Annotated in this window: 12 protein-coding genes, 1 tRNA gene and 1 pseudogene; 6 read left to right on the top strand and 8 right to left on the bottom strand. The window is 57.5% G+C overall.

What is annotated here, in order from left to right; translation table 11 throughout:
* Positions 1-3: 3 nt before the first annotated feature.
* Both NR302_RS04315 and hpxU read right to left on the bottom strand, forming a co-directional pair.
* Positions 4-789 (bottom strand): transporter substrate-binding domain-containing protein, encoded by a 786-nt coding sequence (locus tag NR302_RS04315; RefSeq protein WP_008105226.1) that lies wholly within the window; start codon positions 787-789, stop codon positions 4-6.
* Positions 790-981: 192 nt separating this feature from the next.
* A complete protein-coding gene (gene hpxU, locus NR302_RS04310; protein ID WP_258145154.1) occupies positions 982-1821 on the bottom strand; it encodes a MurR/RpiR family transcriptional regulator HpxU in 840 nt (279 codons plus the stop codon).
* Positions 1822-2027: 206 nt separating this feature from the next.
* Here hpxU and NR302_RS04305 point away from each other — a divergent pair, with 206 nt between their 5' ends.
* Genes NR302_RS04305 through hpxZ form a run of 4 tightly spaced genes read left to right on the top strand, consistent with a single transcriptional unit; the run spans position 2028 to position 5592 of the window.
* Positions 2028-3614 (top strand): gamma-glutamyltransferase family protein, encoded by a 1587-nt coding sequence (locus NR302_RS04305; protein WP_258144647.1) that lies wholly within the window; start codon positions 2028-2030, stop codon positions 3612-3614.
* Positions 3615-3626: 12 nt separating this feature from the next.
* Complete coding sequence (gene hpxX, locus NR302_RS04300) at positions 3627-3812, top strand: oxalurate catabolism protein HpxX (protein ID WP_061723592.1); 186 nt, start codon at positions 3627-3629, stop codon at positions 3810-3812.
* A complete protein-coding gene (locus NR302_RS04295; RefSeq protein WP_258144646.1) occupies positions 3809-5206 on the top strand; it encodes an AtzE family amidohydrolase in 1398 nt (465 codons plus the stop codon). Before hpxX ends, NR302_RS04295 begins: the two co-directional genes overlap by 4 nt.
* Positions 5207-5208: 2 nt before the next feature.
* A complete protein-coding gene (gene hpxZ / locus NR302_RS04290) occupies positions 5209-5592 on the top strand; it encodes an oxalurate catabolism protein HpxZ (protein ID WP_008105221.1) in 384 nt (127 codons plus the stop codon).
* Between the two features lie 545 nt (positions 5593-6137).
* Here hpxZ and puuE read toward each other — a convergent pair.
* The 3 genes from puuE to NR302_RS04275 are packed head-to-tail and all read right to left on the bottom strand — an operon-like array spanning position 6138 to position 8577.
* Positions 6138-7097: an allantoinase PuuE gene (puuE, locus tag NR302_RS04285; protein WP_179451770.1), complete on the bottom strand. Its 960-nt coding sequence runs from the start codon at positions 7095-7097 to the stop codon at positions 6138-6140.
* Between the two features lie 29 nt (positions 7098-7126).
* The gene (gene hpxA, locus NR302_RS04280) at positions 7127-7858 is read right to left on the bottom strand and encodes an allantoin racemase (RefSeq protein ID WP_258144645.1); all 732 of its coding nucleotides are present in this window, start codon (positions 7856-7858) and stop codon (positions 7127-7129) included.
* Positions 7855-8577 (bottom strand): GntR family transcriptional regulator, encoded by a 723-nt coding sequence (locus tag NR302_RS04275; protein ID WP_008105218.1) that lies wholly within the window; start codon positions 8575-8577, stop codon positions 7855-7857. The genes hpxA and NR302_RS04275 overlap by 4 nt, the downstream gene beginning before the upstream one ends.
* A gap of 145 nt (positions 8578-8722) precedes the next feature.
* On the opposite strand from NR302_RS04275, the gene NR302_RS04270 reads away from it, so the two are divergent.
* On the top strand, positions 8723-10216 hold the full coding sequence (locus NR302_RS04270; RefSeq protein ID WP_258144644.1) for an NCS1 family nucleobase:cation symporter-1: 1494 nt from the start codon (positions 8723-8725) through the stop codon (positions 10214-10216).
* A gap of 91 nt (positions 10217-10307) precedes the next feature.
* Here the strand turns inward: NR302_RS04270 and NR302_RS04265 are convergent.
* Positions 10308-10384: transfer RNA gene (locus NR302_RS04265), tRNA-Asp, on the bottom strand.
* Between the two features lie 134 nt (positions 10385-10518).
* A complete protein-coding gene (gene dnaQ, locus NR302_RS04260; RefSeq protein WP_258144643.1) occupies positions 10519-11250 on the bottom strand; it encodes a DNA polymerase III subunit epsilon in 732 nt (243 codons plus the stop codon).
* Between dnaQ and rnhA the strand changes: the two are divergent.
* A pseudogene (rnhA, locus tag NR302_RS04255) lies at positions 11204-11771 on the top strand (ribonuclease HI). The gene dnaQ and the pseudogene rnhA sit on opposite strands and share 47 nt — an antisense overlap.
* Here rnhA and NR302_RS04250 read toward each other — a convergent pair.
* The gene (locus NR302_RS04250; protein WP_154195060.1) at positions 11756-12490 is read right to left on the bottom strand and encodes a class I SAM-dependent methyltransferase; all 735 of its coding nucleotides are present in this window, start codon (positions 12488-12490) and stop codon (positions 11756-11758) included. The pseudogene rnhA and the gene NR302_RS04250 sit on opposite strands and share 16 nt — an antisense overlap.
* Positions 12491-12503 lie beyond the last annotated feature (13 nt).

Raw genomic sequence — 12503 nt, 5'->3', positions numbered from 1 at the left:
GCTTTATGCGCCGAGGTTGGCTGGCAACGGCGCTTTCAGCCACTCTTCCGACAGCTTGTTCAGCGTGCCGTCTTTGATGCCCTGCTCAATCAGCGCATTCACTTTCTCTTTCAGCGCCGGCTCATCTTTTTTCAGGCCGATGTAGCACGGTGAATCTTTCAGCATGAACTGGGCAACCGGTGCTTTCGCGGCGTTCTGACGTGCAATGGCGGCGACAACCAGGTTACCGGTGGCAACGTATTGCACTTGTCCGGACAGATAAGCCGACAGCGTGGTGTTGTTATCTTCATAACGCTTCACCTGGGCGTCTTTAGGTGCGATATCGCTCAACACCATATCTTCCACTGCACCGCGCGTGACGCCGATGGATTTGCCACTCAGCGCTGCCGCATCTTTCAGGGTTTCACCTTTCGGGCCAAATACGCCAAGGAAGAACGGCGCATAAGCTTGGGTAAAATCGATCACTTTCTCGCGCTCGGCGTTTTTGCCCATGCTGGAGATCACCAGATCGACTTTATCGGTCTGCAGATACGGCACACGGTTGGCGCTGGAAACCGGCACCAGCTGCAACTTCAGTTTCATCTGTTTGGCGAGATACTTCGCCATGTCGATATCGTAGCCCTGCGGTTGCAGGTCAGTACCCACGGAACCGAACGGCGGGAAATCCTGCGGAACCGCCACGCGGATCACGCCGCGCTTCTGGATATCCTGCAGCTGATCGGCCATTGCACTCCCGACCTGCGCCATCAGCAATGCCGCGCCCGCTACCGCTAATAATACTTTTTTCATTATGCACCCCGGTGAGTTTACGTGAAACAAAAGATTCTTGGTGAATCATTCTGCAACTAATGTGCCAACCGCAGTGCCGGGAGAAGAAAGGGAAAAAAACGTGGATTTACTGCGTTTCAGGTAAAAAAAACGGGCATCGCGCCCGTTGGAATTAACGATCAAAAACAGTGCAATGCACCATCATGGCGCCCGTTATCGGTGTTCCAGCTCGTCGAGATGTTGATAAAGATCGGCAATTTGATGGATGCGCTGACGGCCCTGCGACAACATTTCATGCAGCAACGCATTCGCCAGCAGGTTAACCAGACTCATGGCGGAGGCGTAGCTATCAAAAGCGGAAACGCTGTCGAGCGGCGCGCAAAGCTGCCAGCGCGCCAGCGTGATAATGCCCTGCGCCTGCGGCTCACACAGCGCCAGCACCGGGATGTTGCTCTGCTGCAGCTGCTGCATCAGCGGACGAATGATGCGTGGTCGGCGACGAAACGCCATCACCACCACGATATCGTCAGGTGTGATATCCACCAGCTCTTCCCCCAGCGTCTGGCCCGGCTGCGGCAGCACATGCACCTCCGGACGCGCCTGCATCAGCTGCTGTCGCAGGTGCAGCGCCACCGGATAGGCGTTACGCATGCCGATGATAAACACCCGTTTTGCCGCGCCCAGCGCGCTAATCACCTCGCCAAACTGCTGCGGATCGATGCTGTTAACCCACTGCGTCAGATTCGCCATCTCTTGCTTATAGTGGCGTGACAGCAAGGTGTTGCCCTGCACCGCATCGCGATTATCGGTGAGCGGCATGCCGCTCTGGCGCAGGATGCGCAGCTCATCGCGCATGTCCTTGTACTTCTCGTAACCGAGACGCTTGAACAAACGGCTAACCGTCGCCTTCGACACGCCGCTCAGTCGCGCCAGCTCGGCGCTGTTGTAGCTGATCAGGTCATCAAAATGGTCAAACACGAAGTCGGCAATGCGCTGCTCCTGCGGCGACAGTTGCGGATAGTGACTACGAAGGCGTTCATCAAGTTGTTTCATCATCGGTCCTGTAACTTTCGTTTCACCACAAGCTAGCATAAATCGATCCAGATTGATGTCCGACCAAAACTGGAACAGCTCTTGCTTAGATTTATGCTGTATTTGCCAGGTGCGCACAAATCCGCACCGCACGGTTGTAGGGTCGCCATTCATGGCGACCGCCGTTCAAATGCACCCTACAAGCCATAACAGAGAAAGAGTTCACTATGATACAGAGCAACATGGCGCCGTTAGGCATGGCCGTTACGCCACATCATCTCGCCAGCGAAAGTGCCTTAGCGGTGCTGCGCGAAGGCGGTAATGCGCTGGAAGCGATGGTGGCCGCCGCTGCCACTATCGCCGTGGTTTACCCGCACATGAACGGTTTAGGTGGCGACGGCTTCTGGCTGGTGGTACCGCCAAACGGCGATCCCATCGCCATTGACGCCAGTGGCGCGGCCGGTTCACTGGCGCATATCGATTTCTATCACGGCGAAACGCATATTCCGCATCGCGGACCCAAAGCCGCCTTAACCGTTGCTGGCACCGTGAGCGGTTGGCAGGAAGCGTTGACATTGGCGCAGGAACTCGGCGCTGCGCCGCTGCCGTTAACCCGCTTGCTGCGCGATGCGATTCGCTATGCCGCCGACGGGATTCCGGTCACCGCCTCGCAGGCCGCCGCTACCGCCGCCAAACAGCATGAGTTGCAGCATCAACCCGGTTTTGCCGCCACCTTTTTACCGGACGGCAGCGTGCCGGTTGCAGGCAGCCGCTTCACCCAACCGGCGCTGGCGAACACCCTGAGCATGCTGTGCGATCATGGACTCGAGAGTTTTTATCGCGGTGAACTGGCGCACCATCTGGCGCGCGAGATGACCGCGCTGGGGATGCCGATCACGCTGGAGGATTTGCAGACGCATCAAGCCCGACGCTGCACGCCGCTGCATCTGGCGCACAGTGAAGGCGATATCTGGAACATGACGCCGCCAACGCAGGGTTTGGTGTCGCTGGCGATCCTCGGCATTACCGATCGACTTAATATGGCTGACGCCGATGAAGCACAAACCGTGCACCGCATCGTCGAAGCCACCAAAAAAGCCTTCGCGCTGCGCGACAAGCACATCACCGATCCGCGCCACATCGACATTGATGTGCAGAGTCTGCTGGATGCTGAACATCTCAGCACGCTGGCGGCGCAGGTGGACGATCACCAAGCGGCTGCGTGGGGCACCGGGCGCGGACCGGGCGACACCGTGTGGATGGGCGTGATGGACAGCAGCGGGCTGGCCGTTTCATTCATCCAGAGCGTTTATCACGAATTTGGCAGCGGCGTGGTGCTGCCTGGCACCGGCATCACCTGGCAAAACCGCGGTGCGGCTTTCAGCCTGCAATCCGACCATTTGCTGGCGCTGCAGCCGGGCAAACAGCCGTTCCACACGCTTAATCCCGCCGCCGCGCGCCTCAAAGATGGTCGCACCATGGTGTACGGTTCGATGGGAGGCGACGGTCAACCGCAAACCCAGGCGGCGATTTTCACCCGTCACGTGATTCAGGGGCATCCGCTGCAACAGGCGGTGAGCGCGCCGCGCTGGCTGCTGGGTCGCACGTGGGGACAATCATCTGATTCGCTTAAGCTTGAAGCGCGCATCGCACCGGAAACGGTGCAGCAGCTGCGTGCACTCGGCCATGAGGTTGAACTGCTGCCCGATTTCAGTGAAGTGGTCGGCCATGCAGGCGCGATCGTCAGACACAACAACGGCATGCTGGAAGGCGCGTTCGATCCGCGCAGCAACGGCAGCGCCGCCGGTTTCTAACGGAGATTATTGATGAGTTCACAACCGGATTGGGCCACCTATATCGCCCAAATGGAGCAGATTCTGGCGCTGGAGCTGGATGATGCGCGTCGCGCCGAGCTGCTGACACAGTTCAACCGCATCGCCGCGATGGCCGAGCCGCTGATGGCGCTGCCGCTCGACGATCGGCTGGAAGTGGCGGGGGTGTTTCATCCATGAAACTGTCGTCTTTATCGATTAACGCGTTGCAACAGGCGCTGAGCCAGGGCGAGATCAGCGCCCGCGATATCGCGCAACATACGCTGGCGGCGATTGAACAACATAATCCGGCGATCAACGCCTGGACCGAAGTCACCGGTCAACGCATGCTGCGCGAAGCCGATCAGATCGATCAGCAGCGCCAGCGCGGCGAAACCTTGCCGCCGTTAGCCGGCATTCCTTACGCGGTGAAAAACCTGTTTGATGTCGCCGGACACAGCACCTTAGCCGGAGCCAGCCTGTTCAGCGAACGCGCGGCGGCACGCGAGGATGCATGGGCGGTGAGCAAACTACGTCAGTCTGGCGCGCTGCTCTCCGGCATGCTGAATATGGATGCCTATGCGTACGGTTTTACCACCGAAAACACCCATTATGGCGCGACGCACAACCCGCGCGATTTAACCCGCGTGGCGGGCGGATCGTCCGGCGGTTCGGCAGCGGCGGTGGCGGCGGGTTTGGTGCACTTCTCGCTCGGCACCGACACCAACGGATCGATCCGCGTGCCCGCTTCGCTGTGCGGCATCTTCGGTCTGAAACCGACCTTTGGCCGTTTATCGCGTAGCGGCAGCCATCCGTTTGTCGCCAGCCTCGATCACATCGGCCCATTTGCCCGTTCGGTTGAAGATTTGAGCCTGGTGTACGACACCTTGCAAGGTGCCGACGCCAGCGATGCCTTCCAAGCCGCGCAGCCCATTGCGCCAGTCAGCGCCGGGCTCAGCAAGGGTGCAGAAGGCGTGCGCAGCGCGGTACTCGGCGGGTTTTTCTCAACCTGGTGCAGCGATGAAGCGCGCGCAGCCGTGGCCGTTGCGGCTAAGGCGCTGCAGGCAATCGACGAAGTAAGCTTACCGAATGCAGAGATTGCACGTTCGGCGGCCTTTATCATGACCGCCGCAGAAGGCGGCAATCACTACTTGCCGATGCTGCGCACGCAGCCCGAGCAGTTCGAGCCCAACTCGCGTGAACGCTTGCTGGCCGGTGCGATGCTGCCTTCGGCGTGGTACGTGCAGGCGCAGCGTTTCCGCCGTCACTTCCAGCAGCAGGTACTGCCGCTATTTGAGCAATTCGACGTGCTGATTGCACCCGCCACACCGTGCACCGCCACCACCATCGGCCAGGAAACCATTCACATCAACGGCCAGCATTTGCCGACGCGCGCCAGCATGGGCATGCTGACCCAGCCGATTTCGTTCCTCGGTTTACCGGTCTGCACCGTGCCGCTGCAAACCGCCAGCGGCTTGCCGATTGGTTTACAGCTGATCGCCGCACCGTTTAAAGAACATCTGGCACTGCGCGCCGCCTGGGCGCTGCAACAGCAAGGGCTGACGCTGCCACAAACCACCTTAATGGATGCCTGAAGATGACACCTGAACATATTGATCGCCCGGCAGTGCTCGCCGAAGTCACCGCCGCCTTTTACCGCTACGAGCAGGCGTTGATTAGCAATGACGTTGAAGTGCTGGATGAGCTGTTCTGGCACGATAAACGCACCGTTCGTTTGGGCGCGGGCGAGAATTTGTATGGCATTGATGAGATTCGCGCTTTCCGCGCGGCACGTCCGTCGAAAGGGTTGGAGCGCGAGTTACGTAATACGGTGATTACCACCTTTGGCGATGACTATGCGGTGTGCAGCACCGAGTTTACGCGTGAAGGCGTGGAGAAGATTGGACGCCAGCAGCAGACGTGGGTGCGATTGCCGTGCGGATGGCGGATCGTCGCGGCGCAGGTGAGTTTGATGAGTTAAGTTGTTAGCGGGATAAATCGGTCGCCATAAATGGCGTAATGCTCGTCAGATAAGCAGTGTACAGGCATCGCAGGGATTCCACCCGCAAGGCATCTGGCAGTTTCAGAATGCGTGAAGCAGGCGGCCGGGATGGTTTTTCGTTGGGAACGTATTCATGCGCACCAGGTCGCCATGAATGGCAACCCTACGGTGTTCGTAGCAATGGAGAATCAGGAAAATGCATAGTTGCTGCAGCGCGGGTGTTGAGGCGACATCCTAACCCGCTGAACGATTGAGGGATTCCAGGGCGAGCCGCATGGATGCGGCGAGAGGCGGCGCTGAGCAGGAGCGAATCGCCGCCGGTCCGTCAGGAATCGTGAATGAGTGAAGGTACCGCGAAGCGGCGGGTTGGGCTGGCGCAGGGCCCGGGAGTGCAGAGGGCGCGGCCAGGCGTCCTCTGCTCGGTCGCCGCACGAAGGTGCTGCAACTGCCTCAGCACATGGCGAACGAAAGTCGCTCTGCGCTTAACTGAGCGGCATTACGCCATAAATGGCGACCCTACAAATTCAGGATGTTGGTGCCGGATGCGTTTCGATCCAGTGATCGGCGATCTGCTGACGCGTACACACCCATACATCTTCATGCTGCTGGATGTGATCGAGGAAGCGCTGCAAGCCTCGGAATTTCCCCGGACGTCCCAGCAAACGACAGTGCATGCCAATCGACATCATCTTAGGTGCGGTTTCGCCCTCTTCGTACAGCACATCAAAGGTGTCGCGCAGATAGGTAAAGAACTGCTCCGCGGTGTTGAAGCCCTGCGGCGAGGCGAAGCGCATGTCGTTGCACTCCAGCGTGTAAGGGATGATGAGATGCGGTTTGACCGTGCCGTCCTGACAAGTGACTTGCGTCCAGAACGGTAAATCGTCGCCGTAATAGTCGCTGTCATAGCTGAAACCGCCCTGCTCGACCACTAAACGTCGGGTGTTTGGGCTGTCGCGGCCGGTGTACCAGCCGGTTGGCGCTTTGCCGAACAGATCGGTTAACACGTCGACCGCCTGCTGCATGTGCTGGCGCTCGGTTTTTGCGTCCATCGCCTGATAGTGGATCCAGCGCCAGCCGTGGCTCACCACGTCGTAATCCGCCGCTTTAATCGCTTCGACGATGTCCGGATGACGCGCCAGCGCCATCGCCACGCCAAACACCGTTAGCGGTAAACCGCGCTTTTGAAACTCATTGTGAATGCGCCAGAAACCGGCGCGCGAGCCGTATTCATACAGCGAATCCATCGACATATGACGATCGGCGTAGCTGGCCGCACCGATAATATCGGAAAGAAACTGCTCGGAACCGGCGTCGCCATGCAACACGTTATTCTCAGCACCCTCTTCGTAATTAAGAACAAACTGCACCGCGACGCGCGCTTTGCCCGGCCACTGCGCATGCGGCGGGTTGCCGGCATAGCCGATCAGATCGCGTGGATAGTTTTTGTTGAAGCTGTACTCTTTCTTTCCAGATACATCATTCATTCTGTAAGTTCCTGTCGCTCAACCAGTGGTTAGTTTAGGTGCTGAAAGGCTCCGCTGAGCGGTTTTTCGAGGGGATAATCGAGATCGCCGTGCTTGCTGGTGCCAAAGCCTAACGCCACCAGCGACTCCACCATTTTTACTGCGGCGCTGACGCCGTCGATCACCGGTATTCCCAGCTCTTTAGTGAGATCCTGCGCCAGCGTGGCCATGCCGCCACAGCCCAACACTATCGCGCCGCTGCCATCTTCGCGTTTGGCCTGCATGCAGCGCTGACGGACTTTCTCCTGTGCCACGCCGCTGCCGTCTTCCAGCGCCAGCACCGGCAGATCGATGGCGTGCAGCGCAGCGCAATGGTGAGTGAAGCCATATTGCTGCAGCAGATGGCGCGCTATCACCAACGTACGCGGCAAGGTGGTGACAATCGAAAAGCGCGTCGCCACCAGCGTGGCGGTCTGCATGGCCGCTTCGGCGATGCCAATCACCGGTCCGCTCGCCAGCTCACGCGCCGCCAGTAATCCCGGATCGCCGAAGCAAGCAATGATATGGCCGCTCACGCCTTGCGCTTTGCCGCGTTTCACCTGCTCCAGCACGCCAATTGCCGCGATGGCTTCATCAAAATGCCCTTCAATCGACTCCACGCCGTGCGTTGGACACACCGCCAGAATCTCAGTGCCCGGCGCGGCGACGGCGCGCGCGGCGGCGCCAATGGTTTCCGTCATCGCTAAGCTGGTGTTGGGATTGATGACCTGAATCAGGCTCATGATGCCGCTCCTTTGTTACCGGCAAATAACCGGGTGAAATCAGGCAAGGTTTCGCCGCTGCGCTCAAAGTGCAGGCTGGCAACAATGTGTTCGAAGTGATGCTGCAGTGCGGCAGTCAACGCCGGCAGATCTTTTTGCCGCAGCAGATCCACCAGCCGATCGTGATGATCGCAACGGCAGCCGCGCTGCCACGGTGCACCGTAAGCGGCGATGACCAGCGATGAACGCTGGGTCAGGCGCGTCACCATATCGGTGAGCACTTCGTTGCCGGAGATCGCCTGCAGCTGAATATGAAAAGCGGCGGAGAGACGAATCGCGGCGGCACCATCGTGCTGGTCGTGTGCTTGCTGCTCTTCTTCAATTAGCACGCCAAGCGCCGCTAAGTGCGGTGCCTGTACGTGGCTCAGCACCGCTGGCAAATTGGCGCACTCTAATAAACTGCGGGTGGCAAAGATGTCGCGGGCTTCATCAACGCCCGGCGTCGCCACCTGTGCACCACGTCGGGGCGACAAGGTGATCATTTGCACCGCGGCGAGGCGTTGCAGCACCTTGCGGATGCCGGTGCGGCTCACGCCGAAGACGTCTGATAACGCTTCTTCCGGCAATTTACTGCCAGGCGGCAACTGATGCTCAACGATGGCGGTCAGCAGCGCCTGATAGATAGGTTCATCGCGATCGTTCAGATCGGCAGCCGTTTTCTGGCCTGTTTCACTCTTCATTACCTGCTCCGGTAAGTGACTGTGTGCTGCACATCGTATACGTGAAATTAATTTTTTGTATACAAGAAATCAATTCTGGCCTGGATCCTGCAATACCGTTTCACGATGTGATTATTATTCCATGATGTAGAGAGGAGCAGGTTTCATGCCAAATCATTCTGAAGTGACCTCTGCGGTGGCCTCTGAAGCCAACGCGCAATACAGTCCACGCCTGTGTAACGAAGATCTGGCGCCGACGCGCGACCAGAACTGGTCGTGGTACAACATCTTTTCTTTCTGGATGTCGGACGTGCACAGCATGGGCGGCTATGTGGTGGCCGCCAGCTTCTTTACCCTTGGGCTGGCGAGCTGGCAGGTGCTGCTGTGCTTGTTAGTGGGCATCTGCATTGTGCAGCTGTGCGCCAATCTGGTGGCCAAGCCGAGCCAGATGGCGGGCGTGCCCTATGCGGTGATTTCGCGCCAGGCATTTGGTGTGTTCGGCGCGAATATCCCGGCGATTATCCGCGGGCTGATCGCTTTCGCGTGGTACGGCATCCAGACTTATCTGGCGGCCAACGCGCTGATGCTGGTGCTGCTGAAGTTCTTCCCAACCCTTAGCAGCATGACGCAAAGCAGCTGGCTCGGCTTATCACAGTTGGGCTGGTGCTGTTTCGGCGTGATGTGGTTGCTGCAGGCGATGGTGTTCTGGCACGGCATGAGCGCGATTAAACGCTTTATCGATGTCGCCGGTCCGGCGGTGTATGTGGTGATGGTGGCGCTGGCGGGCTGGATTGTATACAAAACCGGTTTTGACGGTATCTCCTTCACGCTGGCCAGCAAGCAGTTGAGCACTGGCGAGCAAACCTGGCAGATGATCACCGCCACCGCGCTGGTGGTCTCCTACTTCTCCGGTCCGCTGCTGAATTTTGGAGACTTCTCGCGTTACGGCAAAAGCATGGGCGAAATTCGTCGCGGCAACCGCTGGGGCTTACCGTTCAACTTCTTGCTGTTCTCGATTGTCACCGTGGTGATTGTTTCCGGTACCCAATCGCTGTTCGGCAGAATGATCACCGATCCGATTGAGACCGTCAGCATGGTGGGTAACAACGTGGCGGTGGCGATTGGCCTGCTGACCATGATTATCGCTACCATCGGCATTAATATTGTGGCGAACTTTGTCTCGCCAGCGTTCGACTTCTCTAACTGCTCACCACAGAAAATCAGCTTCCGCACCGGTGGCATGATCGCAGCGGTTGGCTCGGTGTTACTGACGCCGTGGAACCTGTTCCAGTCGCCAGAATTGATCCACTACACGCTGGATGTACTGGGCTCGTTCATTGGGCCGCTGTTCGGCATCCTGGTGGCTGATTTCTATCTGATTAAACGCAGCAAAGTTTACGTTGACGACCTGTTTGATGACACGCCAAAAGGACGTTACTGGTATCGCGGCGGCTTCAATCCGAAAGCGATTGCTGCGCTGCTGCCGTCGGTGGGCATTTGTCTGGTGATCAGCTTTATTCCTTCACTGCATGCGGTGGCGAACTTTAGCTGGTTTATCGGTGTGGCCTTGGGTGCAGGCTGCTATCGCTGGCTGGCGCGCGCGGACCGCGAAGAGTCTGTGGCGGCGTATCGCACGACGGTGGCGGTGCAGAAGGATTAAGTTGGTAATGGTCGCCATGAATGGCGACCCTACGTCGGTTTGGAAAAAGCAAAAAGCCGATGCATTTCTGCATCGGCTTCTTTAAATAGATTGGCGGAACGGACGGGGCTCGAACCCGCGACCCCCTGCGTGACAGGCAGGTATTCTAACCAACTGAACTACCGCTCCGCGCTTTGTTCCCCGTCGAGAACGAGGCGCATATTAATAGCAGCTCTCGTACCCGTCAACGCTTTTTATGTGGGAATGTTTCGTTTGGCGTTTTTTTCAGCTTAACGTCGATTTTCCACGCAAAATCAGCCGTTTTACACACGCCACAGGCAGCTACCGCCCTTCTTCTGCACTAAATCCAGACGACCTTCGTGCGCAATAATCTCTTCATCGCTGGCGCTGACCACGCGCAGGCCTGAACTCGGACGCACTATCCGCTGAATGTTCTCACCGCCGCCCTGATTGTTCTGCTCACCATCGAGTGAAAACGCCAGCGAAGTCTGACCACCGGTCATCATCAGGAACACTTCGGCCAGAATCTCGGCATCGAGCAGTGCGCCGTGCAACGTACGCTTGCTGTTGTCTATCTCATAACGGTTGCACAACGCATCGAGGCTGTTGCGCTTGCCGGGATACATCTTACGCGCCATCGCCAGGCTATCGGTGATCTGGCAGATGGTTTCGGTTTTGCCGATATCCCGCTTCAGCATGCCGAATTCGTAATCCATAAAGCCGATATCGAACGATGCGTTATGAATCACCAGCTCCGCGCCACGGATGTACTCAAGGAATTCGTCGGCGATATCCGCAAACATCGGCTTATCGAGTAGGAATTCGTCGGCGATACCGTGAACGCCGAACGCTTCCGGATCCACCAGCCGATCAGGCTTCAGATACATGTGGAAGTTGTTGCCGGTCAGGCGACGGTTGATCACCTCAACCGCACCAATTTCAATGATGCGATGTCCTTCATAATGCACACCGATCATGTTCATGCCGGTGGTTTCGGTATCGAGGACGATCTGGCGGTTATTTGCAGTGCTCATAGGACTCGTTTTATGTCAGACTTGGCGTTTTGTCAGAAGGAAGTCTACCAGAGATGCGCAAACAGGTAGAAATATTCACCGATGGATCTTGCCTGGGCAATCCCGGTCCCGGCGGCTACGGCGCCATTTTGCGTTATGGCGCGCATGAAAAAGAGTTCAGTACGGGTTATCGCCTCACCACCAACAATCGCATGGAAATGATGGCGGCTATCGTGGCGCTTGAAGCGTTAAAACAGCCGTGTGAGGTGGTGCTCAGTACCGACAGCCAATATGTTCGTCAGGGCATCACCAGCTGGATCCACAACTGGAAGAAGCGCGGCTGGAAAACCGCCGATAAAAAACCGGTTAAAAATGTCGATCTGTGGAAACGCCTCGATGTGGCGCTCAGCAACCATGAAATTAAGTGGGAATGGGTAAAAGGTCACGCGGGGCATCCGGAGAACGAACGCTGCGACGAACTGGCGCGCAGCGCGGCGGGAAATCCTACTCAGGATGATATCGGCTATCAGGTTGAATCCTGATCCCTCACTTCACGAAACTGGCGCGTAACGTTAACCGTTTGACGTAGCTGGCTTTGACTCAGATTCTTCTTCATTTTGGTGGGCGTTAACGGGAACGTGCGTTTACGTGCCACCACAATATTCAAACAACCGAGCGCCGGTAAATGCGCGCTGATCACCCTGCCGCCCTGCCGATGCCACGGCACCACCTGAAAACGCGTGCGGTAAACCACTTCATAATTCAGCAGGCTCAGCCAATCGAGCAGACGAACCTGGCTGAACATGCGTCCACTCCACGGCGCGCGCGAGTGCAAACCCGGAATGCCTTTGCTAATCCCTAATAGACTGAAAGGATTGAAGCCGCTGATGATCATCCAGCCATCGTCGATCAATACCCGATCCACTTCGCGCAGCACGCGGTGCGGATCCTGACTCCACGCCAGCGTGTGCGCCAGCAAACAGGCATCAACTGATTTAGATTCAAAGGGTAATTGCGTGTTATTGGCGATAACCTGTAACTCATCGCCCTCAATGCCCACATTCACCTGATGCGATATGGCACACTGGCTGGTGTTGATTTCTGCGCTGAGGCTGCCAATTTTAAGCATATGAAAGCCATACAGCTTGCCGAGATAAGGCTGTAGTTGCTGAGTGAGCGCGTCGCGAAAATAGTCTCCCATTGGCATATCGCGCCAGGAGCGCGGTGCAGTCAGGATTTGGCGTGTTTTAGCCGGCTTCATGCTCTACCATTTT

This window comes from Pantoea sp. SOD02 (assembly GCF_024707505.1).
In the GTDB taxonomy this organism is placed as follows: Bacteria; Pseudomonadota; Gammaproteobacteria; order Enterobacterales; family Enterobacteriaceae; genus Pantoea; species Pantoea symbiotica.
Note: the sequence above shows the minus strand (reverse complement) of the source record. Positions and strands in the feature narration are given on the sequence as shown.